Here is a 25,448-nt window from a genome sequence, read left to right on the forward strand (position 1 = left end):
ACATTCCATCCGTACTCCGCTATGGAATCGCGGTGAAAGGAAAGCAAATGGATGCCACGGCCCGTCAGAACGAAATCATCACCTTGCTGAACCGGCAGGACCGGGTCGAGGTTGACGACCTGTCCCAGCGCTTTGGCGTATCTTTACAGACGGTCCGCGCAGACCTGCGCGACCTGTCTGCGCGCGGCGCCTTGTCCCGCGTGCATGGCGGTGCCGTCCGGATAAGCTCTGCCGCCAGCCAGGGATACGAGGACCGGCGCAAACTGAACGCAGGCAACAAGCTGGCGATGGCGGCGCTGGCGGCTGAGCTGATCCCAGACAATTGCTCCCTCACCCTCAACATCGGCACCTCAACCGAGCAGGTGGCGCGGGCGCTTTCCGGCCACAGCGGCCTCACTGTGATTTCCAACAATATCAACATTATCAACCTGATGATGGGCGGCCAGGCCAAGGAATTGATCCTGGCCGGCGGCACAGTGCGGCAAAGCGACGGCGCTATTGTGGGCGAGGACGCGGTTGAATTCCTGTCCCGCTACAAGGTCGATTTCGCCGTCATCGGCGCCTCGGCTCTGGATCCCGACGGCGCCGTGATGGACCACGACGCCCGCGAGGTTTCGGTTGCCCGCGCGATCCTGAAAAACGCCCGCCAGCGTGTGCTGGTCTGCGACGGCAGCAAGTTCGCCCGCTCTGCTCCGGTGCGGATCTGCGATGTGGCAGAGCTGGACGTGGTGATCACCGACCGCCCCGTTCCCAATGAGTTTGCCGAGGCGGCGCAGGCCGCAGGCACCCGGATCCTGACCGCAGGACAAAACGAAAGCAGCGAAAATGACTGACACGCCTGTTACGGACCTTTTCATCATCGGCGGCGGCATCAACGGCTGCGGCATCGCCCGCGACGCGGCGGGCCGCGGCCTGTCGGTGACACTGGCAGAGATGAACGATCTGGCCTCCGCCACCTCCTCTGCCTCGACCAAACTGTTCCACGGCGGCTTGCGCTATCTGGAATACTTTGAATTCCGCCTGGTGCGTGAGGCGCTGATCGAACGCGAGGTGCTGCTGAAGGCGATGCCGCACATCTCCTGGCCGATGCGGTTTGTGCTGCCGTTCCACAAGGACATGCGCTTTGACAGCGAAACACCGACGTCGAAACTGCTTACCACCTTCATGCCCTGGACCCGCGGCCGCCGCCCCGCCTGGCTGATCCGGCTGGGGCTGTTTCTGTATGACAGCCTGGGCAAACGCGGCATCCTGCCTGGCACGGCGAAACTGGACCTGTCGCACGATCCCGCAGGCAGGCCGCTGAAGGACAAGTTTCAGACCGCGTTCGAATACTCCGACTGCTGGATTGAGGACGCCCGTCTTGTGGTGCTGAACGCCCGCGATGCACAGGCGCGCGGCGCCGAAATCCTAACCCGGACCGAGGTTCTGTCAGCCCAGCGCCACTCTGATCACTGGGTTGTCACCGTGAAGGATCACGCCACTGGCGAGGAGAAGGAACACCGGGCCAAGATGCTGGTCAATGCAGGCGGACCCTGGGTTGCCGACGTGCTGAAGCAAAAACTGGGCCAGAACAGCCGCGAAAACGTCCGCCTGGTGCGCGGCAGCCATATCGTGGTGCCAAAACTGTTCGACCATGACCGCTGCTATTTCTTTCAGGGCACCGACGGGCGGATCATTTTTGCCATTCCTTACGAGCAGGATTTCACCCTGATCGGCACAACGGACGCCGACCATCCGGATCCGGTGACCAAACCGCATTGCACGGAGGCCGAGCAGGATTATCTAATTGATTTTGCATCTCAATACTTCGAACAGCCACTGAAGCGCGCGGATATCGCCTGGACCTATTCCGGCGTCCGCCCGCTGTATGACGACGGGGCCAGTTCGGCCACCGCGGCCACCCGCGAATATGTGCTGACGCTGGATCAAGCACAGGCGCCGCTGCTGAATGTCTTTGGCGGCAAGATCACCACCTACCGCAAGCTGGCCGAGGCCGCGCTGGCGAAAATCGGCAAGGTTTTCCCGCAATTGCCGTCGGACTGGACCGCAGGCGTGGCCCTGCCCGGCGGTGATTTTGCGGTGGCGGATGTGGAGACGCTAAAAGCCAAGCTGGCAGCGGACTATCCGTTCCTGAGCGCCTATTGGGCCGCCCGGCTGATCCGCGCCTACGGGCTGGAGTCCTGGGAGGTGCTGGGCGATACCAAATCCGCCGCTGATCTGGGCCAGGATTTCGGCGCAACAATCACCGCACGGGAACTCGACTGGGCAATTGCCCGCGAGTGGGTGCGTTCAGGCGACGACTACCTGTGGCGCCGCACTAAATTGGGTTTGCGCCTGGATGAAGGCCAGCGCGCAGCGGTCGATGCCTATATCAGCGAGAAGGCCGCCCGGCTGGCAGCTTAATTCCGCATGCGCTAACAGTCCGGACTTCAAAGGCCGGGGCACTCCCGCCCCTTTTCAATGAACCAGAGGTTCCCTGAAAAGCGTTGGGCCGGGCGGGGGCGCTGCCGAAGGCAGCGCCCCCGCCCCCCGGCGATTTGCGAAGCAAAGCGCAAAACCTCAAGCCCGCTCAATACTGCAGCCTGAAAGGGATTAAAACTCCACCCCCTTCTGCGCTTTCACACCGGCGCGGAACGGGTGCTTGATCTGCCCCATCTCGGTCACCAGATCGGCAATCTCGATCAGCTCTTCCTTGGCGTTGCGGCCTGTCAGAACCACATGGGTCATCGGCGGTTTCTGCTCCACCAGGAACTCAAGCACCTCCTCAAGATCCAGATAGTCATAGCGCAGCGCGATGTTGATCTCATCCAGCAGCACCATGGTGTTGCGCTCATCCAGGATCATCTCCTTGGCCTTCTCCCAGCCCTTCTGCGCGGCGGCAATGTCGCGGGCCTTGTCCTGTGTCTCCCAGGTAAAGCCTTCGCCCATCGCGTAGAACTGGCAGAGATCGCTGAAGTTCTCCTCGATCAGCGTGCGTTCGCCGGTCTGCCAGGCGCCCTTTATGAACTGAACCACGGCGGACGGCATCCCATGCGCGATGCAGCGCATGATCATCCCGAACCCGGAGGAGGATTTGCCCTTGCCCGGTCCGGTGTGGACGATAATCAGTCCCTTCTCGCCCTCCTTGGTCTTCATCATCCGGTCGCGCGCGGCCTTTTTCTTGGCCATCTTGGACGTATGACGGGCGGCTTCTTCTTCTGAGATGCCGGTTTCAGACTTTTCGCTCATTGGGGGCTCTCCAGCTGTTTGACCCATGTCTTGACAAAGAAGGGCACGATAGCGCAAGGGGGTTCAGCTGGTTCCTGTGAAAACAGGCGAAGAGGGAATGTGAAGGCTTTCGGGCCGAAGCACAGCCGCCCCCGCGACCGTGACCGGATGAGGCCGCCATGCCACTGGGTGATCCCCGGGAAGGCAGGATGGCCGGCAAGGCCCTGCGCCTTGGCATCCGCAAGCCGGGAGACCTGCCAGCGAAGGAGAGATCAACGGGCAGACGGGGTGTTCTGCGACCGGGTAAGGGGCTCGCACGACTGGCCCCTTTTCGGCCATCCCGCACGCCCTGCCGCGACAGGAGACGCGCCAATGGCTGACGACATGGCAGGCCAATCTGCCAGCACCCCGGGACCGGTCACGCTGACCGTATGCCTCACCTGCCGCCGCGAGGGCACCGACCCCGAGGCCGCCCGCCCCGGTGCCATCCTGCACGCAGCCCTGGAAGAGGCCGGAATGCCCGAAGGCGTCCGTCTGCGTGGCGTCGAATGCCTGTCGTCGTGCAAGCGCGGCTGCGCTGTTGCACTGATCGGCGGCGCGGAACGCTGGACCTATGTCTACGGCGACCTCGACCCGGACCAGCATGTCCCCGAAATTCTGGAAGGCGCGGCGGCTTATGCCGGCACCGCTGACGGCGTCGTACCCTGGCGCCAGCGCCCGCAAACCTTCCGCAAGCAATCTGTTGCCCGCATCCCGCCGGCCAAGTTCTTCTCCGAGGAGTAATCATGAGCGATCTCAACAAGATCCCCGTCACTGTCATCACCGGCTTTCTGGGCGCTGGCAAAACCACGCTGATCCGCCACCTGATGCAAAACCCGCAGGGCAAGCGTCTGGCCGTGGTCGTGAACGAATTCGGCACCGCCGGTGTGGACGGCGACATCCTGAAATCCTGCGCCGATGACAACTGCCCGGCGGAAAACATCATGGAGCTGGCCAACGGCTGCATCTGCTGCACCGTGGCCGATGACTTCATCCCCACCATCGAACAGCTGATGGCCCTGCCCGAAAAACCGGACCATATCGTGATTGAGACCTCCGGCCTGGCCCTGCCGAAACCGCTGCTGAAAGCCTTTGACTGGCCCGCAATCCGCTCCCGCATCACCGTCGACGGGGTGATTGCCCTGGCGGACGCCGAGGCCGTGGCCAAGGGCCAGTTCGCCCCCGATCTGGACGCCGTGCAGGCCCAGCGCGAGGCGGACGACAGCATCGACCATGAAACGCCCCTGTCCGAAGTGTTCGAAGACCAGATCTCCTGCGCTGACATCGTTCTGCTGTCCAAGGCCGATCTGGCCGGCGACGAAGGCGTCGAAAAAGCCCGCGCGGTGATCGAGGCCGAAGCGCCGCGCAAGCTGCCGATCCTGCCGATGAGCGAAGGCGTCATCGACCCGCGCATCATCCTGGGCCTGGGCGCCGCTGCCGAGGATGATCTGGACGCCCGCCCCAGCCACCACGACGGCCACCACGACCACGAGCATGACGATTTTGAAAGCATCGTTGTCGAAATGGGCGAAGTATCCGACCCGGAAGCGCTGCAAAATGCCATCGTGAAACTCGCCCGCGAGCGCAACATCCTGCGCGTCAAAGGCTATGTGGCGGTGGAAGGAAAGCCGATGCGGATGCTGGTACAAGCCGTGGGCGAGCGCCTGCGCGCCCAATACGATCAGCCCTGGGGCGCGCAGCCGCGCAAAACCGCCCTGGTGGTCATTGCCGAGCATGACGACATCGACGCCCCGGCCATCCGCGCCGCACTGGGCGCCTGAAGCTATGCGGGTTTGGCGCATCATTTCAGATGACACCGCCCGGCCGCAGGCCGGGCTGCGCCCGACCCTCCCCACGGGAGGGCGCATTCGCACCCTCCCAGGCTTGGGCGCAGCCCTCAGAGCGCCCGCCGCCTGCCAGACAACAAAGGCCTGATCCATGCACGTCGTCTTCCGCGAAAGCCACGGCCTTGATGAGACCGATACCCCGCAGGATCTCGGGCAGACGCCCGGCGATCTTGTGGTGCTGTCGTTTTCCGACAGCGACCTCGGCGCTTTTGCGGCGGGCTGGCATCGCGCGGACGGCAGGCTGCCCTCCTTGCGCGTCGCCAATCTGGTCGCGCTCAAGCACCCGCTCTCGGTCGACGTCTACGCGGAACAGACACTTGAAGGCGCCAAAGGCATCCTGGTCCGCCTGATCGGCGGTGAAAGCTATTGGCCTTATGGCCTCGCCACCCTGCAGGACCTCGCCCGCCGCAAGGGCATTGCCCTGGCGATCCTGCCTGCTGACGGGCGCGAGGATGCAAGGCTGGATGAGCTGTCCACCCTGCCCGTCTCCACCCTGCGCCGCCTGCAGGCCTTGTGCGACGCCGGCGGCGCCGTTGCCGCCCAGGCCGCCCTCGCCCAGCTGTCGCTCGCTGCGGGCCTCTATGCCGGCCCTGTGCTGGGCCTCAAATCCATGCCGCAGCATGGGCTTTATGACCCGGCCAAAGGCGTGCTGGCGGATCTGCCCGCGCAAGACAAACCGCTGGTGCTGGTCAGCTTCTACCGCTCCTACCTCACCGCCGCCGACACCGGTCCAGTCGATGCGCTGATTGCTGAGCTGCGCGCCCGCGGATACGCCGCCTATGGCCTCTTTGCCGCCAGCCTCAAGGCCCCCGCCGCCGCTGACTGGCTGCGCGAAACTCTCCCCGCGCTGTCCCCTGCCGCCATCATCAACGCCACCGCGTTTTCGGCCCAAGGCACCGACGGCAGCGCCTCGCCGCTCAGCACCACCGGCTGCCCGGTGTTCCAGGTCGCCCTCTCCACCGCCCGCCGCAAAGACTGGGCCGAGGCCGACCGGGGGTTGTCGCCCGCCGACCTCGCCATGCATGTCGTGCTGCCCGAAGTCGACGGTCGCATCTTCGCAGGCGTTGTCAGCTTCAAATCCCCGGGCCGGAAAGACCCGGACCTGCAGTATTCCCGCTTTGCCCACCGCGCCGATGCGGATCGCGTCAAAGCCGCTGTTGACCGCGTCGACGGCTGGCTGCGCCTTGGCACACTGCCCAACGCAGACAAACGCCTTGCCCTGATCCTCTCCACCTATCCCGGCCGCGACCACAACCTTGCCCATGCCGTCGGCCTCGACGCGCTGGCCTCTTGTGACGAGATCCTGCGCGAATTGTGGGACCAGGGCTATACGGTTGAGCCGCAGGAAAACACCGGCCTGCGGCTGATGGATGAGACCCTCAGCGTCCCACTGGAAGACTACCGCGCAGCCCTCGCCAGCCTGCCGCAAGACCTGCAAAACACCCTGACAGAGGCCTGGGGCGCCCCGGACGAAGACGCAGACTGCCGTGATGGTGCCTTTCATTTCAAGGCCCTGCGCGCAGGCAAGGCCCTGATCGCGCTGCAACCCGAACGCGGCGAAGTCAAAACCCGCGTCGATGATTACCACGATCTCGACCGCACCCCGCGCCACGCCTATGTAGCGTTTTACCTGTGGCTGCGCACCCAGTCCGATGCCCTTGTCCACATCGGTGCCCATGGCACGCTGGAATGGCTGCCGGGCAAGGCGGTGGCGCTGTCGGGCGCTTGCTGGCCCGAGGTTCTGACCGGCCCGCTGCCTGTCGCCTACCCCTTCATCGTCAACGATCCGGGCGAAGCCGCCCAGGCCAAGCGCCGCATCGGCGCCATCACCCTCGGCCACCTGCCGCCACCCTTGGCGCAGACCAGCCTGCCCGACGGGATGGCCCGGCTGGAAAGCCTGCTGGATGAGTATTCCACCGCCGACGGCCTGGACCCGGCCCGCCGCGACCGGCTGATCGGTGACATCCGCGCCGAGGCGCAAGGCACCGGCGTCGAGGCTGACCTTGGCCTCACCCCCGGCACCTCCCCCGCCGAGGCGATCACCCGCATCGACGCCTTTGTTTGCGACATCAAGGAAAGCCAGTACGGAGAGGGGCTGCATATCTTCGGCACCGGCCAATGCGGGGCTGAGGAACGCGCAGGGCTGATCACCGCCCTCGATGGCCGGATCGTGACGCCCGGCCCCTCCGGCTCGCCATTCCGGGGCCGCTCGGACGTGATCCCAACAGGGCGCAACCTTTTTACCACCGACCCGCGGGCGGTGCCGTCGCGGGCGGCGCATGCGCAAGGGGTCAAACTGGCGGAAGAGCTGCTGCGCCGCCACCTTCAGGACCACGGCGACTGGCCCAAGGGCCTGGTGATCGACCTCTGGGGCTCCGCCACCATGCGCACCGCCGGCGAGGAATTTGCCATGGCGCTGCACCTCGCAGGGCTCGCCCCGAAATGGGACGAAAACTCCGAGCGCGTCTCCGGCTTCGACGTGCTGCCGCTCTCGATGCTGCACCGCCCGCGCATCGACGTGACACTGCGCGTCTCCGGCCTGTTCCGCGACGTGTTCCCGGGGCTGGCGCAGATGTTCGAAACTGCTGCCGCCGCCCTCGCCCAGCGCGAGGAAGCGCAAACGGACAACCCCTATCTCACCGAGATCCCCCGCGTTTTTGGTCCAAAACCGGGCCAGTACGGCCTCTCGATGAACCCGCATCTGGACGACTACTCAGACGAGGCCCGCGCTGCCGCAGGCGAGGCCTGGCTCAACGCCTCCTCCCACGCCATCGACGCCAAGGGCACCATCACCGATGCCCGCGAAGCGCTGGAAACAAGACTGCATAGCGCCGACAGTTTTGTTCACCTGCAGGACCTGCCGGAAACCGACCTGCTGGTCGCGTCGGACTATGCCGCGCATGAGGCTGGATTTGCCGCCGCCATGGCCCGCATCGGCCAGACAGCGCCCGCCCTCTACCACATGGACGCGACCCGCCCGGACAAGCCGCAGGCGCGCAGCTTGGGCGAAGAAATCGCCCGCGTCACCCGCGCCCGCGCCGCCAACCCGGACTGGGCGACCTCAATGATGAACCACGGCTTCCGTGGCGGCGCCGAGATCGCCGCCACGCTGGACCACATGGCCGCCTTTGCGCATCTGGCACAGGTGGTGCAGCCGCATCTGTTTGACCTCTATTTCGAGGCCACGCTGGGCCGCGACGATCTGGTGGCGTTCATGGAGCGCGAAAACCCCGCCGCTCTTCAGGCGATGCGCGACCGCTTCCGTGCCCTGTTCGACGCGGGCCTCTGGAGCACCCGGCGCAACTCGATCATGGCCGGTCTGGAGGGCGCCGCATGAGTGCTGCACCCGAACCCAAAGTCTACGGCTGGTGCCCCGGTGCCTTGCGCCCGATGATGTCCGGCGACGGTCTGGTGGTGCGGGTGCGCGCGCCAATGGGTAAACTTTCCGCAACCCAGGCGCGCGGTGTGGCAAGACTTTCGCAAGAGTTCGGCAACGGCCTGCTGGATATTTCCGCCCGCGCCAACCTGCAGATGCGCGGCATCCGCGAAGACGGTCACGCAGAGCTGATCGAAGCCTTGCGCGATCTTGGCCTGATCGACCCGGACGCTCGCGCCGAAGCCCGCCGCAATGTCCTCCTCGCCCCGTTCTGGGCAACGGGTGACGACACCCACGCCATCGCCACTGATCTCAGCGCCGCACTGACCGCCGCCGCAGACCTCAGCCTGCCCGGGAAATTCGGCTTTGCCGTCGACTGCGGCGCGGCGCCGGTCCTGCAGGACACCGCCGCCGACATCCGCGTTGAGCGCATAGGCGAGACCCTCATCCTGCGCGCCGACGGTTCTGAGACCGGCCTGCCCGTCACACGTGAATCCGCCGTTGCCGAAGCCCTCGCCCTTGCCCGCTGGTTCCTGAAACAAGGCGGCGCGCCCGAGGGCCGTGGCAGGATGCGCCGTCTCATCGCGCGCCGCGGGCCGCCGGCGGCGCATGCCGCGCCGGTGGCAGGGGCCGAATTCACCGCAAAACCAGGCGCTGTCCCCGCGGGGACACTTGCTGCTTTGGAGTTCGGCCAGATGCCCGCCGCCACATTGGCAGACCTTGCAGATCACGGCGAAATCCGCCTCACCCCCTGGCGCGCGCTGCTGGTGGAAGGCGCCGCCAGCCTGCCGCCCCTGCCCGGCCTGATCCTGGATGCAACGGATCCGCGCCTGCAAGTCATCGCCTGCACCGGCGCACCCGGCTGCCTGCAGGCGCTGTCTTCCACCCGCGATCTCGCTCGGGACTTAGCGCCGCATATCCCCGCGGGGACAAAGCTGCATATCTCCGGCTGCGCCAAGGGCTGTGCCTGTCCCGGTCCGGCGCCGCTCACCCTGACCGCAACGGCCCAAGACGACTTCTCCCTGATCCGCCATGGCACCGCCGCGGATCAGCCGCTAAAGACCCACCTGAGCGCCGATGCCTTGCGCGCCGCTCCCGAACTTCTGACAGAGGGCAGCTGACATGCGCCACACCTATGAAACCAACGGCGCCGCGATCTACGCCGAAAGCTTTGCCACCATCCGCCGCGAAGCCGATCTGGCGCGCTTCAACAAGGACGAGGAAAGCGTCGTCGTCCGCATGATCCACGCCGCTGGCATGGTGGGGCTGGAAGAGCATGTGCGGTTTTCCGACGGCATGGCCGAGACCGCCCGTGCGGCCCTTGCGAGTGGCGCGCCGATCCTCTGCGACGCCTATATGGTCAGCGAAGGCATCACCCGCCCGCGCCTGCCCGCGGACAATGAGGTGATCTGCACCCTGCGCGACCCGAAAGTGCCGGATATGGCCAAGGAAATGTCCAACACCCGCTCCGCTGCCGCGCTGGAACTGTGGCGCCCGAAACTGGAAGGCGCGGTTGTGGCCATCGGCAACGCCCCTACCGCGCTGTTCCATCTGCTGAATATGCTGCAAGACCCCGCCTGCCCCCGCCCCGCCGCAATCATCGGCTGCCCCGTGGGTTTTGTCGGTGCTATGGAATCCAAGGATGCGCTGATGCAGGACCTGCCGGTGCCGTCAATGATCGTCAAAGGCCGTCTTGGCGGCTCCGCCATCACCGTCGCCGCCGTCAATGCGCTGGCGAGCTGGAAAGAGTAACCCATGACCGTTTCCAAGGGTAAAGTCATCTGCGCCGGGCTTGGTCCCGGTGATCCCGATCTGATGAGCGTGCGGTCGCACCGGATGATCTCCGGCGCGCGCCACATTGCCTATTTCCGCAAAGCAGGGCGTCAAGGCCAAGCCCGTGCCATCGTCGAGGGCATGCTGGCCGACGGCGTCACCGAACACGCGATGGAATACCCGGTCACCACCGAGATCCATTTCTCCGACCCTGAGTACAACCGGGTGCTGGCGGAGTTCTATGACCAATGGGCAGATACTCTGGCCGAGATTGCCAAAGGCGAGGACGTGGTGGTGCTCTGTGAGGGCGACCCGTTCCTCTATGGCTCCTACATGCATCTTTATACCCGCCTGCAGGGACGGGCCGCGCAGGAGATTATCCCCGGCATCACTGGCATGTCCGGCTGCTGGACCGCCTCTGGCCAGCCGATCACCTGGGGCGATGATGTGCTGACAGTGGCGATGGCCACTCTCAGCGAGGATGAATTGGCCAAACGCGCGGCGGAAACCGACGCGCTGGTCGTCATGAAGATCGGCCGCAACCTGCCCAAACTGCGCCGCGCGCTGGAACACGCGGGCCGCGCCGAAGACGCCTGGCTGGTTGAACGCGGCACCATGCCCGGCCAGACCGTGCAGAAGCTGTCGGAGATCGACGGCGAGGTGCCCTATTTCTCCATCGTATTGGTTCACGGACAGGGGCGCCGGCCATGAAACTATCGAAAAACGGTTGGGTGGTGATTGCGGGGCTTGGCCCCGGCAACGAGGCATTGTTGACGCAGGAAGTGCGCGACGTCATTGATGAGGCCACGGATATCGTTGGCTATATCCCCTACGTGAAGCGCATCGCGCCGCGCGAGGGGCTGACCCTGCACGCCACTGACAACCGGGTCGAAGTGGACCGCGCCACCCATGCGTTGGAAATGGCGGCTGAAGGCAAGCGCGTTGTGGTGGTGTCCTCTGGTGATCCCGGGGTGTTTGCCATGGCCTCTGCCGTGTTCGAAGCACTTGAAAACAATGCAGAAAGCCGCCCCGAATGGCTGGATCTGGAGATCAAGGTGCTGCCCGGCATCACCGCAATGCTGGCCGCCGCTGCCGCCATCGGGGCGCCATTAGGGCATGATTTTGCGGCCATCAACCTCAGCGACAACCTCAAGCCCTGGAGCCTGATTGAAAAGCGCCTGCAGCTGGTCGGCGAGGCCGGTCTGGCGATGGCGTTTTACAATCCGCGCTCGAAGTCGCGGCCGCATCAGTTTGCCCGCGCGCTGGAGATCCTGCGCGAGGCCTGCGGTGCGGAGACGCTGATCACCTTTGCCCGTGATGTGACCAAGCCGGGACAGGAGCTGCTGACGGTGCCGTTGAAGGATGCCACACCTGAGATGGCCGATATGCGCACTGTGGTGATTGTCGGCAACCGCGACACGCGGCGGGTGGGCAACTACGTCTATACGCCCCGCTATGCGGCTGAGGATTAATCTGCGGGATGCGACAGCCAGGCCATCACCTCTGCGACGCTGCCCAAAATGGGGCGTTTGGGCACCTGCGGTCTGCCGATCATGATGACCGGCAGGCCAAGGTTCCGTGCAGCGGTGAGTTTGGCTGCGGCGCCCGCGCCGCCCGCGTTCTTGGCGACCACATGGGTAATGCCGTGGCGCTGCATCAGAGCAGTATCCCCCGCCGCGTCAAACGGTCCGCGGGCGATCTCGACCGTGGTGTGCGGCAGCGGCAGATTGGCCTCCGGCGCATCTACCAGGCGCAGCAGGTAGTGATGCTGGGGTTTCACTGCGAACTGGGTCAGGTTCTGCTTGCCGATGGCCAGAAACACCCGTGCCGCGGTGTCGGGCAAAGCATTGACGGCTTCATCAATAGTCCCGGCGTGAACCCAAGTGTCGCCCTCCCCCGCCTGCCAGGCCGGGCGTTCAAAGGCGCAGAGGCTCACACCCGCCGCTTCGCAGGCGTGGACCGCATTGGTGCTCATCTGCGCGGCAAACGGGTGGGTGGCATCGACCACATAGCTTATGGCCTCCCTCTTCAGGTAGGCTGCCAGCCCATCGGCGCCGCCAAAACCGCCGACACGGGTGGGCAGCGGCTGGCTGACGGGGTTGGCTGTGCGGCCCGCGTAGGAAAACACCGCATCCGCGCCAGTTTCCGCAAGGGTTTTGGCCAATTGCGAGGCCTCGGTAGTGCCGCCCAGAAGAAGGATGCGTGTCATGTCTGATCCGTGGCTCACAATCATTGGTCTGGGCGAAAATGGACTGGAAGGCTTGGGCTATGCAAGCCGGAAGGCGCTTGCGGAAGCCGAAGTGATCATAGGCGGCCCGCGGCATCTGGAATTGGCCGGCGCCGGCGCCAAAGGCCAGCCCTGGCCGGTGCCGTTTTCCATCGAGCCGGTGCTGGCGCTGCGCGGGAGCAGGGTGGTGGTGCTGGCCTCCGGCGATCCGTTCTGGCATGGCGCTGGTGGCTCGCTGATGCGGGATCTGGAGGCGGGTGAGTGGGTGTCATACCCGGCGCCATCCTGTTTTGCGCTGGCGGCCAACCTTCTGGGCTGGAAGCTGGAAGAAGTGCTGTGCCTGGGGCTGCATGCGGCGCCTTACGCGCGGCTGCTGCCGCTGCTGGGCCGGGGCGTGCGGGTAATCTGCACCCTGCGGGATGGGGCGGCGCCTGCGGAATTGGCGGCCTGGCTGGTTGCGAATGGCCAGCCGGATGCGCGGCTGCATGTGATGGAGCGGCTTGGCGGCCCCAAGGAAAGGCTGTTCCATGCCACTGCCGAAGCTTGGGACCTGCCTCCGGGGGAGGCTCCGGTCCTTATGGCCATCGAGGCCATGCGGCCCGGGCTGCCCCAGGCTGCGGGGCTAGCGGATAGTCTTTTTGCCAGCGACGGGCAGATCACCAAGCGGCCCATCCGGGCGCTGACACTATCGGCGCTGGCACCGCGTGCGGGAGAGCTGTTGTGGGATATTGGCGGCGGGTCTGGCTCGGTCTCCGTCGAGTGGTGTCTGGCCGCACCGGGTGCGCGGGCGATCACTTTTGAGCCGCGTGAGAGCCGGTTGGAGAATATACGCGCCAATGCCGCTGCATTCGGTCTGGATCACCGGATGAGGGCGGTCCCCGGCAAAGCCCCGGATGTGCTGCAGGGCCATCCCCTGCCCGATTGCGTGTTTATCGGCGGCGGCGGGTCGCAGGCGCTGCTGGATTATCTGTGGGAGATCCTGCCCGAGGGCACCCGGCTGGTGGCCAATGGTGTCACGCTGGAAACGGAAACGCTGCTGATGCAGGCCCATGCGGCGCGCGGCGGGCATCTGCTGAAGGCTGAGATCGCCGAGGCCGGCCCTTTGGGAACCATGCGCGACTGGCGACGGGCGCGGCCCGTTATTCAGTGGAGCGTCACCCGATGAAAGTGGCGGGGATCGGCTTTCGCGAGGCTGCCACGGCAGCGGATCTGCAGGCGGCGCTGGCGCTGACCGGTGAGCATGTGGATGCGTTGGCTTCGGTTGCAGAGAAAGCCGGTGCGCCTGTCATGCAAGCGTTTGCGCAAACCATCGGCCTGCCGGTGATTGCATTGCAGGAAGCAGATATTGCCGGGGAGCAGACGCTGACCTGTTCGCCCCGGATCAAGGCGCGGTTCGGCACCGGGTCGCTGGCGGAAGCCGCGGCGCTGGCCGGGGCGCGCCATGGGGTGCCGGGCGCCAAATCGCGCCTTCTCGCCCCCAGAGTTGTCACCGCGGATGGGCTTGCCACCGCGGCCATAGCAGAAAGACTTGAGCCATGACCGTTCACTTCATTGGCGCCGGACCGGGCGCTGCCGATCTTCTGACCTTACGCGGGCGCGATATCCTCGCGGCCTGCCCGGTATGCCTTTATGCGGGTTCGCTGGTGCCGGAGGAGATCCTGAGCCACTGCCCAAAGGACGCCAAGGTAGTAAACACGGCGGCGATGGATCTGGACGCCATCGTGGGTGAAATCAAGGCCGCCCATGAAGCAGGTCAGGACGTGGCGCGGCTGCATTCCGGCGATCTGTCGGTGTGGTCCGCAATGGGCGAGCAGATCCGGCGGTTGAAGGCCGAGGGCATTCCGGTCAGCGTTACCCCCGGCGTGCCGTCGTTTGCGGCTGCCGCAGCCGCGCTTGGCACCGAGCTGACACTGCCGGGCCTTGGCCAGTCGGTGGTGCTGACACGGACACCGGGGCGGGCGTCTTCGATGCCTGCGGGCGAGTCGCTGGAGAATTTCGCCCGCACCGGCACCACGCTGGCCATTCACCTGTCGATCGGCAATCTGGATCATGTGGTGGAGAGCCTGACGCCGCATTACGGGGCTGATTGCCCGGTGGCGGTGGTCTACCGCGCCAGCTGGCCGGATCAGCAGATCATCCGCGCCACTTTGGACACCCTGAAGGCATCGCTGGACGAGAAGATTTCACGCACCGCGCTGATTCTGGTAGGGCCGGTACTGAAGGGCGAAGGTTTTGACGAAAGCTGCCTTTACTCCACAGAATACGACCGCCGCTACCGGCCGCAAAGTGCTGAAAGCCCGTGGTCGAGCTGGACCCATGGCGACGATTGATAGAATGGCTGATCCAATGACAGATATGAACCCTCCCGGCCTGATGATCTCCGCACCGTCTTCGGGTACCGGCAAGACCACGGTGATGCTGGGCCTGTTGCGGGCGCTGGCAGAGGACGGGCTGGTGGTGCAACCCTACAAGAGCGGGCCGGACTACATCGACCCGGCCTTCCACCTTGCGGCGGCGGGCAGGCCTAGTTTCAACCTCGACACCTGGGCCATGGATGCAGGCCTGCTGGATGCGGTCACAGGTCAGGCGGCGGGTGCGGAAATCTGCATCGGTGAAGGCTCCATGGGGCTGTACGACGGTGTGGCCACGCGCGGGCAGTCGGGCTTTGGTTCTTCGGCAGAAACCGCCAAGCGCATGGGCTGGCCGGTGGTTCTGGTGGTGGATGTGGGCGGACAAGCGCAATCGGCAGCCGCCACGGCGCTGGGGTTCAAGAACTATGACACCGAAGTGCCCTTTGCCGGGGTCATTCTGAACCGAGTGGCAAGCCCGCGTCATGAGCGGCTGACCCGTCTGGGGATGGAGAAGGCCGGCATCAAGGTGCTGGGATCCCTGCCCCGGCGCGGTGATCTGGCGCTGCCGGAGCGGCATCTGGGACTGATCCAGGCGGTGGAGCATCCCGATCTGGAAGCGGCGATTGCAGGCTATGCAGCGTTCCTGCGCGAGAATGTCGATCTGGAGGCAATCAAGGCTGCAGCCCTGGCCGGTCAGGCACCTGCACTGGCCAGCCTGCCCCAGCCGCCTGCGCAGCGGATTGCGCTGGCGCGGGATGCGGCGTTTTCCTTTACTTACCCGCATCTGCTGACCGGCTGGCGCGCGGCGGGGGCAGAGATCCTGCCGTTCTCGCCGCTGGCGGATGAGGCGCCCGCTGCGGACGCCGATCTGGTCTGGCTGCCTGGCGGCTATCCTGAGCTGCATGGCGGCACGCTGGCGGCGGCGGAGACCTTCCGCGCAGGGCTTCGCAAACATGCTGAAACCAAGCCGGTGCATGGCGAATGCGGCGGCTACATGGCCCTGGGCGAAGCGCTGATCGACAAGGCGGGCAACCGCCACCGGATGCTCGGCCTTCTGGGTCTTGTGACGTCTTACGAGAAGCGCAAATTCCACCTCGGTTACCGCCGGGCGATCCTGCAGGCGGGCATGCCGGGGTTTGACGCGGGCTGCGCCTTACGCGGGCATGAGTTCCACTATTCCACCATTCTGGAAGAACCCGACGCGCCCCTGGCCAACGTCATGGATGCTGACGGCGGGCCGGTGCCCGAGACCGGCTCGATCAAGGGCAATGTCACCGGCACCTTCTTTCACCTGATCACCGGAGAGCAGGCATGAGCGGCTTTGTCAGCTTTGTCTCTTCCGGCCCTGGCGATCCGGAGCTGCTGACCGTGAAGGCGGTCAAACGGCTGGAAGCGGCGGATGCGGTGCTGTTTGACGATCTGTCCTCAGGGCCGATCCTGAGCCACGCGCGCGAAGACGCCGATCTGGTCGGCGTCGGCAAACGGGCGGGCCGCCCCTCGCCCAAACAGGACCATGTGAGCCGGCTTTTGGTGGATTATGCCTCCTCCGGCCTCAATGTGGTGCGGCTGAAGTCGGGCGACGCGGGCGTTTTCGGGCGGCTTGAGGAAGAGATGACAGCGCTGCGCGAGGCAGGCATTGCGTTTGAGATCGTGCCCGGTGTGACCGCAGCCTCGGCGGCGGCGGCGGCGGCAAACATCCCGCTCACCCGGCGCAAGACGGCACGGCGGCTGCAATTCATCACCGGCCATGACGTGACCGGCGGCTTGCCGGATGACCTGAACATGGCAGCCCTTGCAGACGGCGAAGCCACCACGGTTGTGTATATGGGCAAGCGCACCTTTGCCGACCTGTCGGAAAAGCTGATGGAAGCCGGCCTGCCGGACGCCACACCGGCGCTGGTGGCACTTGGCGTCTCGACGCCGGAACAGTCGCTGCACCGCCACACTGTGGGCGCGCTGCCCAGCCTGCTGCGGGAGATGAAAACCTCTGCGCCGGTGCTGATCCTTTACGGCCCGCTGGCAGAGCCGGAATGAGTCCGGACCTTGAGAAAGACACAGCCATGATAGAGCTTAGCCTGATCGGCATCGGCACCGGCAACCCGCAGCACATGACGCTGCAGGCGATCGACGCGCTGAATGCGCAGGACCTGATCCTGATCCCCAACAAGGGTGCGGGCAAGGACGATCTGGCCGGCCTGCGGCGCGCAATCTGCAACCGGGCATTCAAGGGCAGCGGCCCGAAGATCGTCGAGTTCGCCCTGCCGGTCCGCGACGAGGCCACCCAAAGCTACCGCCAGCGGGTGGATGACTGGCACGACGCCATTGCCGGGATCTGGTGGCAGACCATCACCGCCAATCTGCCTGCGGGCGGCAAGGCCGGGTTTCTGGTCTGGGGCGATCCGTCGCTGTATGACAGCACCATGCGGATTGCCGAGCGGCTGAAGACCCAGGCGGACATCAAACTGACAGTGATCCCCGGCATCACCTCGGTCCAGGCGCTGACCGCGGCGCACGCGATTCCCGTGAATGAGATCGGCGCCCCCTTCACCATCACCACCGGGCGGCAACTGCGCGAGGCTGGCTGGCCGGACAGCGCGGATACGCTGGTGGTCATGCTGGACGGGGAATGTTCGTTCCAGTCCATTGATGCGCAGGATGTAGAGATCTTCTGGACCGCCTACGCGGGCATGGAAAACCAGATTTCCGTTGCCGGCCCGCTGGCGGAGGTTGCCGAGCAGATCATTGCAACCCGCGCCAAAGCACGGGCCGAGCATGGCTGGATCATGGATATCTACCTGCTGCGGCAAGGCTAGTCCGCCCCCGGGCTGGCGGCTGGTTTTGCTGCTGGTTTTCTGCTGGGGGAGGCTAGTGGCGGGGAGACAGGGATTCGAACCCTGGGAACGCTCTCACGTTCAACGGTTTTCAAGACCGCCGCATTCGACCACTCTGCCACCTCCCCGGTCCGTTCAGCGGTTTAGGACGCAATACCGGATGAGGCAAGGGGAAATCCACAGCGCAAGGGAAATCTCAGCCCTGCCCCGGCCGCGCGGATTCATGCCGTCCTTGCGGGTTTCCCTTGTGCCGCGGCCCGTCAGGGTTTTCATGGCCGTATGCGCAGGCTATCATGCCGCCAAATCAAGAAGACCGGGCATTCCGGCGGGGGCGCAAAAGCGCCGCGGGCACAGGCAAGGATGAGAGCATGAAAGACACCATGTCGACAGCAAAGACGGCCCCGCGGGTTGCCGCGGCGGTCTTGGGCCTGCTGTTGATGGCAGGCTGTGAAGACGGTCCGAAACTGGCCTTTTTGCAGCCCAAGGCCAAAGCCGAAGGGGGGATTCAGGCCTCCAGCAGCACCAAACTGGTCGAGCGCGACGTGGAAGCCCCTGATGTGTTCCAAGTGACCGAAGCGGGGCTGTGGGACGGGCGTCCGTCGATCGGCGGGGTCTGGGTTGCGCATCCGGACACCAAGGACCCGGAGCGGGTGATCATCCGCAACAATGCCAATGGCCAGTTTGTGATCGGTGCCCTGTTCCGGCGCGAGCGGGAAATACCGGGTCCGCGGCTGCAAGTGTCCTCTGACGCGGCCGCCGCGCTGGGAATGCTGGCAGGCGCCCCGGCTGAGCTGAACGTCACCGCCCTGCGGCGCGAAGAAGTCAGCAACGAGGCCCCCGCTGAGGACCAGACAGCCGAGCTGCCCGCAACCGCCGAAGAAGTTGATGCCGCCCAGGTGCTGGCTGCAGCCGCCGGACAGGAAATCTCGGAAACGCCGCTGGATCCGATTGCCGGAGCTGCTGCCGCGATTGAAGCCTCTGCCCCGGCTGCGCCTGTGCCGGCGGCGCCTGCTGCCGCCCCGGTGGCCAAAACGCAGAATTCCGCGCTGGACAAACCCTACATCCAGATCGGCATCTTCAGCGTTGAAGCCAATGCCAAACGGACAGCCAACATGATGCGCAGCGCCGGCATGGTGCCAGTGGTGCGCGAGCAAGCCTCCAGCGGCAAGGCGTTCTGGCGGGTGCTGGTTGGCCCGGCGCAGAACAAGACTGAACGCAGCCAGCTGTTGAAAAGCGTAAAGGAAACCGGATTTGCGGATGCCTATGCTGTCACCAATTGATCCCGGCGCCAAGCGCCTGGGGCGCACTCTGATCTCGTCTCTGCAGCTGGCATTGGCGGCGGGACTGGCGGTCAGCCTGCCGGCGCTGCCGGCCGCCGCCTTTGATACCAAGGCGCGCGCCGCCTATGTGCTGGACGCAGGCACCGACACGGTGCTTCTGTCCAAGAACGCCGATGTGCCGCTGCCGCCTGCCTCGATGTCCAAGCTGATGACGCTGTATGTGGCGTTTGAGGCCCTGCGCGACGGGCGGCTGACGCTGGACGAGACGCTGCCGGTCAGCGAGCACGCGATGAGCTACAAAGGCTCCACCATGTTCCTGGACACCCAGGACCGGGTGCGGGTTGAGGACCTGTTGCGCGGCATCATCGTGCTGTCCGGCAATGACGCCTGTGTGGTGATCGCCGAGGCGCTGAGCCCGGACGGAACCGAGGCCGGCTTTGCCCGCTATATGACCAAACGCGGCCAGGATCTGGGCATGACCGCCTCGACCTTTGCCAACTCCAACGGCTGGCCTGCCGCCGGGCACCGGATGTCGGTGCATGATCTGGCAATTCTGGCCGAGCGGATGATAGAAGACTTCCCGGAATATTACCCGCTGTTTGCCGAAACCAAGTTCGAATTCGACGGCCGTGCGCCGTCCAACATCCGCAACCGCAATCCGCTGCTGAAGCTGGGCATCGGCGCCGATGGTTTGAAGACAGGCCATACCGAAGAAGCAGGCTATGGCCTGGTCGGCTCTGCCCAGCAGGGCGACCGGCGGGTGATCTTTGTGGTCTCCGGGCTGGACAGCGAGCGCGGGCGCGCAGAGGAGGCCGAGGCCCTGGTTAACTGGTCGTTTCGCCAATTTACCAAAAAAACCGTTGCCCAGGAGGGCATCGCCATCGCCGAAGCCGAAATTTGGCGCGGGGCCGAGCAATCGGTAGGGCTGGTGCCGGCCAAGGATCTGGAGATCCTGCTGCCGTCGCTGTCAGCCAAAACCATTCAAGGCGAAGTTGTCTATAATGGCCCGATCGAGGCGCCGGTCGCGAAGGGCCAGCGCCTGGCAGAGCTGGTGCTGCAGCCCGAGGAATTGCCAGAGGTCCGGCTGCCGCTGGTGGCCGAAGCTGACGTGCCCGCCGGCGGTTTTGTGGTCCGTGTGAAAACCGCCGCGCTGGTGCTGATCAAGCAGTTTCTGACCGGTCCCGAGGGGGCGCTGTGACGGCTGGCGCAGGGCGCGGCCTGTTCATCACCTTTGAAGGCATCGACGGGTCCGGGAAATCAACACAATGCCGCCTGCTGGCGGAATCCCTGCAGGACGCAGGCCGTGACGTGGTGCTGACACGCGAGCCGGGCGGCTCTCCCGGCGCCGAAGAGATCCGCCGCCTGGTGCTGGAAGGCGATCCGGACCGCTGGTCGGCGGAGACCGAGTTGCTGTTGTTCATGGCAGCGCGGCGCGACCATCTGGAGCGCACCATTGAGCCTGCTCTGACGGCGGGCAAGGTGGTAATTTGCGACCGTTTTGCTGACAGCACGCGGATGTATCAGGGGTTGTCCCGCGGTGATTTGCGGGACGCTGTGGACCAGATGCACAAGCTGATGATTAGCCGCGAGCCGGACCTGACTCTGCTCATTGACATGGACCCGGCCACAGGGCTTGCCCGTGCCAAGGGGCGGCAGGGCAAGGAAGAACGGTTCGAGGATTTCGGCATCGGGCTGCAAGAACAGATGCGCGCGGGTTTCCTGGCGCTGGCGCAGGAGTTTGCGGACCGCTTCCGGGTTGTCAATGGCGCCCGCCCGGTGGAGGCCGTTGCCGCAGATGTGCGCCGGCTGGCGGACGCGGCCTTGGAAGGATCCCGGGCATGAGCACCGATGACGACCTGCCGCGCGCAGATCAGGCCGAAGGCGCCCCGCATCCGCGCGAAACCCGGCAGCTGATCGGCCAGGACGCGGCGGAACAGGATTTTCTGACCGCCTACACCTCCGGCCGGCTGCACCACGGCTGGCTGCTGACCGGCCCGCAAGGCGTCGGCAAGGCCACGCTGGCCTGGCGGATAGCCCGTTTTCTGCTGGCCACCCCCCCGGCCGAGGAAGGCCTGTTCGGCGCCCCGCCCCCGCCGCAGACATTGGACATTGATCCCGAACACCCGGTCTCGCACCGTATTCAGGCGCTGGCGGAACCGGGCCTGGCGCCAATCACCCGCTCTTATGACGACAAGGGCAAGCTGCGCGGCCAGATTGTGGTGGACGATATCCGCAAGCTGAACCGCTTCTTCGGCCTGTCGGCCACCGATGGCGGGCGCCGTGTGGTGATTGTCGATGCTGCCGACGACATGAACATCAGTGCGGCCAACGCGCTGCTGAAAATGCTGGAGGAGCCGCCCGCGCGGACGACCATCCTGCTGATCTCGCACCAGCCCTCGCGCCTGCTGCCCACCATCCGTTCGCGCTGCCGCACCCTGCGGCTGGGGCCGCTGTCCGCCCCGGACATGGAGGCCGCATTGGTGCAATCCGGCGTTGAACTGCCTCAGAACATGGAAAATCTCGCCGCTTTGGCCGGCGGTTCCGTGGGCGCGGCGCTGCGGCTGATCAATCTGGGCGGGCTCAGGATCTATGCCGAGCTGGTGCAGATCCTCGCAACGATGCCGCAGCTGGACCGCCAGCGCGCCATTGCACTGGCCGAAGCCGCCGCCCAACGCGGGGCCTCCGCGCGTTTTGAACTGCTGCTTACGCTGACTGAGATGGCGCTGGCCCGGCTGGCGCGTACAGGCGCAACCGGAGCACCGCCAGTGCCGGAAGCAGCACCGCAGGAGGCGGCGATGCTGTCGCGGCTGTCGCCTGACACACGCAAGGCGCGCGCCTGGGCTGACCTCGCAGCAGAAGTGACCGCCCGCGCCCGCCACGGGCAGGCGGTGAACCTTGACCCTGCCGCGCTTGTCCTAGATACGGTTTTCAAGATGCAGGAAACCGCGTCGCGTTGAGGCCGAAATAGCCCCGCGGCACTTACGGCGGCAGAGGATAAATGACCCAAGCGACCCCCCAGATAACGGACAGCCATTGCCACCTGGACTTCCCCGATTTCGAGGGCCGGCTGGATGAGGTGATTGCCAGCGCAGCAGAGGCTGGCGTGACCCGGATGGTGACGATTTGCACCAAGATGAAGAATGAAGCGTCCGTGCGTGCCATTGCCGAGGCACATACGCCGGTGTTCTATGCTGCGGGCACCCACCCGATGAGCGCGGCGGATGAGCCGCTGGTCTCGGTGGATGACCTGGTGGCGCTGGCCAAACACCCCAAATTTGTCGGCATCGGTGAGACCGGGCTGGACTATCACTATACCGCCGACAGCAAGGACGTGCAGCAGGAGTCCTTGCGCATCCATATCGCTGCCGCCCGCGAAACCGGGCTGCCGCTGATCATCCACGCCCGCGCGGCGGATGACGACATGGCCCGCATTCTGGGCGAGGAGATGAAGAACGGCGCATATTCTTGCGTGATGCACTGCTTCTCTTCCTCGGCCGAGCTGGCCAGGGCAGCACTGGATCTGGGGTTCTACATGTCGATGTCCGGCATCGCCGCCTTCCCCAAAAGCCAGGAGCTGCGCGATATCTTTGCCACCGCCCCGGTGGAGCGCATTCTGGTCGAGACCGACGCCCCCTATCTGGCGCCGCCGCCCTACCGCGGCAAACGCAATGAACCGGCCTATTCCGCCTTTACCGCCAAGGCGGGTGCCGAGGTTTTCGGCATGGATTACGCCGATTTTGCCGCGCAGACGCAGGCGAATTTCGACCGGCTGTTCTGGAAGGCTGCCCAGTATGAGGCCGCCGCCTGATGGCTGAGATGCGGTTCACCATCCTCGGCTCGGGGTCCTCGGGCGGGGTGCCGCGGATCGGCGGCCATTGGGGCGACTGCGACCCCAAGAACCCGAAGAACCGGCGCCAGCGGTGTTCAATGCTAGTAGAGCGTGTTGATGAGGGCGGCACCACATCCGTGCTGATCGACACCACCCCCGACATGCGCAGCCAACTGCTGAATGCAGAGGTCAGCCGCCTGGACGCCGTGGTTTACACACACTCCCACGCCGACCATCTGCATGGCATCGACGATCTGCGCATGGTCTATTTCAACATGCGCCAGCGCATCCCTGTCTATGCCGATGGCGCCACTCAGAACGACCTTTTGAACCGCTTCGGCTATGCCTTTGCGCAGCCGGACGGATCACCCTATCCGCCGATCCTGGACCTGAAGACCATTGACGGACCTTTCAGCGTGAATGGCCCTGGCGGCGAAATCACTTTCCGCCCGTTTGAAGTCGATCATGGCTCGATCGACGCGCTGGGGTTCCGGATCGGCGGGTTGGCCTATTTGCCGGATGTGTCCAGAATTCCCGACGCCGCCTTGCCGGAGCTGGAGGCGCTGGATATCTGGATCCTGGACGGGCTGCGGCGCACCCCGCATCCTACGCACTTCAGCTATTCCGAAGCGCTGGAGTGGTTCGCGAAGATGTCCCCCAAACGCGGCATCATCACCAACATGCATATCGACATGGATTACGCCACGGTCGAAGCCGAGACTCCGGACCACATCACCCCGGCCTATGACGGCATGGTGATCCGGGTTGAGCTATAGCGCAATGCCCAGGTCTGCCGCCGTGCGCCCCGGCCCGCTGGGCAGACCGCAGACTTCATCTTTGCAAAAATACTCCCGCCGGAGGCATCTGCGGCCAGAAGCCAGACACTGTCCCCTAAACGGCAGTATCTTTTTCCTTCAAAGGACAGGCTGATGTTTCAAAGCCTGATCGACGTCATCCTGCCGGTTTTCCTGGTAGTCGGCGCGGGTTATGCCGCCACCGCACGGGGAGTGCTGAGCGAAGCGCACATCGAAGGTGTGATGAAGTTTGCGCAGGGCTTTGCCATTCCCTGCCTGCTGTTCAAGGCGATGGCGGAACTGGACCTGTCTGCCAGTTTCGACCCGCGGCTTCTGGGGAGCTTTTATACCGGCGCCTTTACCTGCTTCCTGATTGGCGTATTCGGTGCGCGGATCCTGTTCAAACGGGAGTGGGAGGACTGCATTGCCATCGGGTTCTGCTGCCTGTTCTCCAATTCGGTGCTGTTGGGCCTGCCAATCACCGAGCGCGCCTTTGGGCCGGAAAACCTGACCGGAAACTACGCGATCATCGCCTTCCATTCGCCGTTCTGTTACGGCGTCGGCATCACCGTGATGGAGATCGTGCGCAATCACGGCGCGGGCGGGATCAGGACCGTCTCGGCTGTGCTGAACGCAATGTTCCGCAATGTGCTGATCCTGGGCATCGCGCTGGGGTTTGCGGTGAACCTTTCGGGGCTGGCCATCCCGATGGTTGTAAGTGAAGCCCTGTCGCTGATTATTCGCGCGGCCCTGCCCTGCGCGTTGTTTGCCCTTGGCGGCGTGCTGGTGAAATACCGTCCCGAGGGCGATCTGCGGGCGATCCTGTTTGTCTGCTTCACCTCTTTGATGATCCATCCGGCGATCGTCTGGGTGCTGGGTTCGGCTCTGGCTTTGCCGCAGGATCTGTTCCGCTCGGGCGTGTTGAACGCGGCGATGGCGACCGGGTTCAATGGTTACATCTTTGCCAATATGTACGGGCGGGCCAAACGGGTTGCGGCGTCTTCGGTACTGATTGCCACCGGGGCAAGCATCCTGACCGTTTGGTTCTGGCTTCTGGTGCTGAGTTGACAGCCGCAGCGCAGCAGCGTTGCGCCCGGCAGCAGCCGGGCAGCGCCCGCCGTCACAGTGTCGGCGGGCGCTCGCGCCGGTGACAGGTCACCAGCGCGGGTCGTCCAATTCCAGCGGGAAGCCTTTGGGCAGCAGGCCGGCCTGGAACCAGTTGATGAAGGAGTGGATAGAGAACACCGGCAGCCCGGTGGCCTTCCTCACATCGCGGGCATAGGGCACCATATTGGTGCATTCCAGCACGATGGCGCCCAGATCGGGCATGTCCGCAACCATCGCACGGGCGGCGTCGATCATGTCCAGGCGGCAGGCTGCAAAGTCGATTTCCGGCGCGTCGCCCAGGATGTCGCGGGTAAAACAACGCAGACCGTCAGTGCCTGCGATGGGCGTATCCGGTGCAACACCAGCGGCCTCAAGATGCGCAGGCGTCAGCGTGGCCTTGGAAATCGTCAGGATGCCGCAGCGCTTGCCTGCGGGCAGAAGGGTCTGCACCATCGGCACCTGCATCAGCGAAGATGTCGCCACCGGCACCCCCAGCGCCTGTTTCACCTCGTCCTGGATCAGCGCCAGGAAGCCGCAGTTGGTGGTGATGCCGTCGGCGCCCATAGCGATCAGATCGCGGCCCGCATCCACAAACAGATCAACCAGTTCCTTGGGGTTGCCACGCACCACGTTTTCGGGATTGGCGCCGCGCACTACCTTGTAATGCACCGGAAAGTCCCAGGTCATTGCATTGCCCATATCGCCATGGATGCGGGGAAAGCGCGTTTCCAGCATCAGGATGCCAACCGCGGCGCCAAAGACTGTTTTTCCGCCTCGTTCCATGAGG

Annotated in this window: 25 protein-coding genes, 1 tRNA gene and 1 riboswitch; of the genes, 22 read left to right on the top strand and 4 right to left on the bottom strand. The window is 64.9% G+C overall.

What is annotated here, in order from left to right; all coding sequences use genetic code 11:
* Nucleotides 1-47 precede the first annotated feature (47 nt).
* The gene (locus K3557_RS12795) at nt 48-833 is read left to right on the top strand and encodes a DeoR/GlpR family DNA-binding transcription regulator (protein ID WP_259986359.1); all 786 of its coding nucleotides are present in this window, start codon (nt 48-50) and stop codon (nt 831-833) included.
* Entirely contained in the window at nt 826-2,403 is a 1,578-nt protein-coding gene (glpD, locus tag K3557_RS12800; RefSeq protein ID WP_259994301.1) for a glycerol-3-phosphate dehydrogenase, read from the top strand. The genes K3557_RS12795 and glpD overlap by 8 nt, the downstream gene beginning before the upstream one ends.
* A 189-nt stretch (nt 2,404-2,592) precedes the next feature.
* Here the strand turns inward: glpD and cobO are convergent, their stop codons facing one another.
* Entirely contained in the window at nt 2,593-3,228 is a 636-nt protein-coding gene (gene cobO, locus K3557_RS12805; protein ID WP_259986376.1) for a cob(I)yrinic acid a,c-diamide adenosyltransferase, read from the bottom strand.
* Nucleotides 3,229-3,279: 51 nt separating this feature from the next.
* Nucleotides 3,280-3,484, top strand: a riboswitch (cobalamin riboswitch).
* 95 nt (nt 3,485-3,579) lie between these two features.
* Between cobO and K3557_RS12810 the strand changes: the two genes are divergently transcribed.
* The 7 genes from K3557_RS12810 (at nt 3,580) to cobJ (ending at nt 11,714) form a co-directional block, all read left to right on the top strand.
* A complete protein-coding gene (locus tag K3557_RS12810; protein ID WP_259994304.1) occupies nt 3,580-3,990 on the top strand; it encodes a DUF1636 domain-containing protein in 411 nt (136 codons plus the stop codon).
* 2 nt (nt 3,991-3,992) lie between these two features.
* The gene (gene cobW, locus K3557_RS12815; RefSeq protein WP_259994305.1) at nt 3,993-5,027 is read left to right on the top strand and encodes a cobalamin biosynthesis protein CobW; all 1,035 of its coding nucleotides are present in this window, start codon (nt 3,993-3,995) and stop codon (nt 5,025-5,027) included.
* A gap of 157 nt (nt 5,028-5,184) precedes the next feature.
* The gene (gene cobN, locus K3557_RS12820; protein ID WP_259994306.1) at nt 5,185-8,430 is read left to right on the top strand and encodes a cobaltochelatase subunit CobN; all 3,246 of its coding nucleotides are present in this window, start codon (nt 5,185-5,187) and stop codon (nt 8,428-8,430) included.
* Nucleotides 8,427-9,590 carry a precorrin-3B synthase gene (cobG, locus tag K3557_RS12825; protein ID WP_259994307.1) on the top strand — a complete coding sequence of 388 codons (1,164 nt, stop codon included), beginning with the start codon at nt 8,427-8,429 and terminating at the stop codon, nt 9,588-9,590. Before cobN ends, cobG begins: the two co-directional genes overlap by 4 nt.
* A gap of 1 nt (nt 9,591) precedes the next feature.
* Complete coding sequence (locus tag K3557_RS12830) at nt 9,592-10,221, top strand: precorrin-8X methylmutase (RefSeq protein ID WP_259994308.1); 630 nt, start codon at nt 9,592-9,594, stop codon at nt 10,219-10,221.
* A 3-nt stretch (nt 10,222-10,224) separates the two neighbouring features.
* Nucleotides 10,225-10,953, top strand: coding sequence for a precorrin-2 C(20)-methyltransferase (locus tag K3557_RS12835; protein ID WP_259994311.1), 729 nt, complete (start codon nt 10,225-10,227; stop codon nt 10,951-10,953).
* Nucleotides 10,950-11,714: a precorrin-3B C(17)-methyltransferase gene (gene cobJ / locus K3557_RS12840; protein WP_259994313.1), complete on the top strand. Its 765-nt coding sequence runs from the start codon at nt 10,950-10,952 to the stop codon at nt 11,712-11,714. The genes K3557_RS12835 and cobJ overlap by 4 nt, the downstream gene beginning before the upstream one ends.
* Here cobJ and K3557_RS12845 read toward each other — a convergent pair.
* Nucleotides 11,711-12,451, bottom strand: a complete 741-nt coding sequence (locus K3557_RS12845) for a cobalt-precorrin-6A reductase (protein ID WP_259994314.1) — start codon at nt 12,449-12,451, stop codon at nt 11,711-11,713. The genes cobJ and K3557_RS12845 overlap by 4 nt on opposite strands.
* Between K3557_RS12845 and cbiE the strand changes: the two genes are divergently transcribed.
* From cbiE to cobF, 6 genes are read left to right on the top strand one after another with little or no spacing between them, the layout of a single operon-like run.
* Nucleotides 12,450-13,634: a precorrin-6y C5,15-methyltransferase (decarboxylating) subunit CbiE gene (gene cbiE / locus K3557_RS12850; protein WP_259994317.1), complete on the top strand. Its 1,185-nt coding sequence runs from the start codon at nt 12,450-12,452 to the stop codon at nt 13,632-13,634. The genes K3557_RS12845 and cbiE overlap by 2 nt on opposite strands.
* The gene (locus K3557_RS12855; protein ID WP_259994319.1) at nt 13,631-14,008 is read left to right on the top strand and encodes a cobalamin biosynthesis protein; all 378 of its coding nucleotides are present in this window, start codon (nt 13,631-13,633) and stop codon (nt 14,006-14,008) included. Before cbiE ends, K3557_RS12855 begins: the two co-directional genes overlap by 4 nt.
* Nucleotides 14,005-14,799: a precorrin-4 C(11)-methyltransferase gene (gene cobM, locus K3557_RS12860; RefSeq protein WP_102854223.1), complete on the top strand. Its 795-nt coding sequence runs from the start codon at nt 14,005-14,007 to the stop codon at nt 14,797-14,799. The genes K3557_RS12855 and cobM overlap by 4 nt, the downstream gene beginning before the upstream one ends.
* Before the next feature lie 16 nt (nt 14,800-14,815).
* Nucleotides 14,816-16,135, top strand: a complete 1,320-nt coding sequence (locus tag K3557_RS12865) for a cobyrinate a,c-diamide synthase (RefSeq protein WP_259994328.1) — start codon at nt 14,816-14,818, stop codon at nt 16,133-16,135.
* The gene (gene cobA, locus K3557_RS12870) at nt 16,132-16,854 is read left to right on the top strand and encodes a uroporphyrinogen-III C-methyltransferase (protein ID WP_259986407.1); all 723 of its coding nucleotides are present in this window, start codon (nt 16,132-16,134) and stop codon (nt 16,852-16,854) included. The genes K3557_RS12865 and cobA overlap by 4 nt, the downstream gene beginning before the upstream one ends.
* A gap of 26 nt (nt 16,855-16,880) precedes the next feature.
* A complete protein-coding gene (gene cobF / locus K3557_RS12875) occupies nt 16,881-17,633 on the top strand; it encodes a precorrin-6A synthase (deacetylating) (protein WP_259999633.1) in 753 nt (250 codons plus the stop codon).
* Nucleotides 17,634-17,689: 56 nt separating this feature from the next.
* On the opposite strand, the gene K3557_RS12880 is transcribed toward cobF, so the two are convergent.
* Nucleotides 17,690-17,779 (bottom strand) — tRNA-Ser (locus tag K3557_RS12880).
* 240 nt (nt 17,780-18,019) lie between these two features.
* On the opposite strand from K3557_RS12880, the gene K3557_RS12885 reads away from it, so the two are divergent.
* From K3557_RS12885 to K3557_RS12915, 7 genes are all read left to right on the top strand, one after another.
* Nucleotides 18,020-18,931: an SPOR domain-containing protein gene (locus K3557_RS12885; protein WP_259994329.1), complete on the top strand. Its 912-nt coding sequence runs from the start codon at nt 18,020-18,022 to the stop codon at nt 18,929-18,931.
* The gene (locus tag K3557_RS12890; protein ID WP_259994330.1) at nt 18,915-20,129 is read left to right on the top strand and encodes a D-alanyl-D-alanine carboxypeptidase family protein; all 1,215 of its coding nucleotides are present in this window, start codon (nt 18,915-18,917) and stop codon (nt 20,127-20,129) included. Before K3557_RS12885 ends, K3557_RS12890 begins: the two co-directional genes overlap by 17 nt.
* On the top strand, nt 20,126-20,773 hold the full coding sequence (gene tmk, locus K3557_RS12895; protein WP_259994331.1) for a dTMP kinase: 648 nt from the start codon (nt 20,126-20,128) through the stop codon (nt 20,771-20,773). The genes K3557_RS12890 and tmk overlap by 4 nt, the downstream gene beginning before the upstream one ends.
* The gene (locus tag K3557_RS12900; protein WP_259994333.1) at nt 20,770-21,888 is read left to right on the top strand and encodes a DNA polymerase III subunit delta'; all 1,119 of its coding nucleotides are present in this window, start codon (nt 20,770-20,772) and stop codon (nt 21,886-21,888) included. The genes tmk and K3557_RS12900 overlap by 4 nt, the downstream gene beginning before the upstream one ends.
* 41 nt (nt 21,889-21,929) lie before the next feature.
* Nucleotides 21,930-22,739, top strand: a complete 810-nt coding sequence (locus K3557_RS12905; RefSeq protein WP_259994336.1) for a TatD family hydrolase — start codon at nt 21,930-21,932, stop codon at nt 22,737-22,739.
* On the top strand, nt 22,739-23,536 hold the full coding sequence (locus K3557_RS12910; RefSeq protein ID WP_259992646.1) for an MBL fold metallo-hydrolase: 798 nt from the start codon (nt 22,739-22,741) through the stop codon (nt 23,534-23,536). Before K3557_RS12905 ends, K3557_RS12910 begins: the two co-directional genes overlap by 1 nt.
* Nucleotides 23,537-23,689: 153 nt before the next feature.
* Nucleotides 23,690-24,622, top strand: coding sequence for an AEC family transporter (locus K3557_RS12915; RefSeq protein WP_259994338.1), 933 nt, complete (start codon nt 23,690-23,692; stop codon nt 24,620-24,622).
* Nucleotides 24,623-24,709: 87 nt separating this feature from the next.
* On the opposite strand, the gene K3557_RS12920 is transcribed toward K3557_RS12915, so the two are convergent.
* On the bottom strand, nt 24,710-25,444 hold the full coding sequence (locus K3557_RS12920; RefSeq protein WP_259994340.1) for an aspartate/glutamate racemase family protein: 735 nt from the start codon (nt 25,442-25,444) through the stop codon (nt 24,710-24,712).
* Nucleotides 25,445-25,448: the final 4 nt, after the last annotated feature.

Origin of the sequence: Leisingera sp. M523, from assembly GCF_025141335.1 — a bacterium.
Classification (GTDB): domain Bacteria; phylum Pseudomonadota; class Alphaproteobacteria; order Rhodobacterales; family Rhodobacteraceae; genus Leisingera.

Coding starts and splice junctions, on each gene's coding strand:
- K3557_RS12910 (WP_259992646.1), top strand. CDS start 22,739: ATGGCTGAGATGCGGTTCACCATCCTCGGCTCGGGGTCCTCGGGCGGG.
- K3557_RS12795 (WP_259986359.1), top strand. CDS start 48: ATGGATGCCACGGCCCGTCAGAACGAAATCATCACCTTGCTGAACCGG.
- cobJ (WP_259994313.1), top strand. CDS start 10,950: ATGAAACTATCGAAAAACGGTTGGGTGGTGATTGCGGGGCTTGGCCCC.
- K3557_RS12830 (WP_259994308.1), top strand. CDS start 9,592: ATGCGCCACACCTATGAAACCAACGGCGCCGCGATCTACGCCGAAAGC.
- K3557_RS12845 (WP_259994314.1), bottom strand. CDS start 12,451: ATGACACGCATCCTTCTTCTGGGCGGCACTACCGAGGCCTCGCAATTG.
- cobA (WP_259986407.1), top strand. CDS start 16,132: ATGAGCGGCTTTGTCAGCTTTGTCTCTTCCGGCCCTGGCGATCCGGAG.
- K3557_RS12855 (WP_259994319.1), top strand. CDS start 13,631: ATGAAAGTGGCGGGGATCGGCTTTCGCGAGGCTGCCACGGCAGCGGAT.
- K3557_RS12835 (WP_259994311.1), top strand. CDS start 10,225: ATGACCGTTTCCAAGGGTAAAGTCATCTGCGCCGGGCTTGGTCCCGGT.
- K3557_RS12810 (WP_259994304.1), top strand. CDS start 3,580: ATGGCTGACGACATGGCAGGCCAATCTGCCAGCACCCCGGGACCGGTC.
- cobF (WP_259999633.1), top strand. CDS start 16,881: ATGATAGAGCTTAGCCTGATCGGCATCGGCACCGGCAACCCGCAGCAC.
- cobN (WP_259994306.1), top strand. CDS start 5,185: ATGCACGTCGTCTTCCGCGAAAGCCACGGCCTTGATGAGACCGATACC.
- glpD (WP_259994301.1), top strand. CDS start 826: ATGACTGACACGCCTGTTACGGACCTTTTCATCATCGGCGGCGGCATC.
- cobM (WP_102854223.1), top strand. CDS start 14,005: ATGACCGTTCACTTCATTGGCGCCGGACCGGGCGCTGCCGATCTTCTG.
- cobO (WP_259986376.1), bottom strand. CDS start 3,228: ATGAGCGAAAAGTCTGAAACCGGCATCTCAGAAGAAGAAGCCGCCCGT.
- cobW (WP_259994305.1), top strand. CDS start 3,993: ATGAGCGATCTCAACAAGATCCCCGTCACTGTCATCACCGGCTTTCTG.
- K3557_RS12890 (WP_259994330.1), top strand. CDS start 18,915: ATGCTGTCACCAATTGATCCCGGCGCCAAGCGCCTGGGGCGCACTCTG.
- K3557_RS12865 (WP_259994328.1), top strand. CDS start 14,816: ATGACAGATATGAACCCTCCCGGCCTGATGATCTCCGCACCGTCTTCG.
- K3557_RS12900 (WP_259994333.1), top strand. CDS start 20,770: ATGAGCACCGATGACGACCTGCCGCGCGCAGATCAGGCCGAAGGCGCC.
- cobG (WP_259994307.1), top strand. CDS start 8,427: ATGAGTGCTGCACCCGAACCCAAAGTCTACGGCTGGTGCCCCGGTGCC.
- K3557_RS12905 (WP_259994336.1), top strand. CDS start 21,930: ATGACCCAAGCGACCCCCCAGATAACGGACAGCCATTGCCACCTGGAC.
- K3557_RS12915 (WP_259994338.1), top strand. CDS start 23,690: ATGTTTCAAAGCCTGATCGACGTCATCCTGCCGGTTTTCCTGGTAGTC.
- cbiE (WP_259994317.1), top strand. CDS start 12,450: ATGTCTGATCCGTGGCTCACAATCATTGGTCTGGGCGAAAATGGACTG.
- K3557_RS12885 (WP_259994329.1), top strand. CDS start 18,020: ATGAAAGACACCATGTCGACAGCAAAGACGGCCCCGCGGGTTGCCGCG.
- K3557_RS12920 (WP_259994340.1), bottom strand. CDS start 25,444: ATGGAACGAGGCGGAAAAACAGTCTTTGGCGCCGCGGTTGGCATCCTG.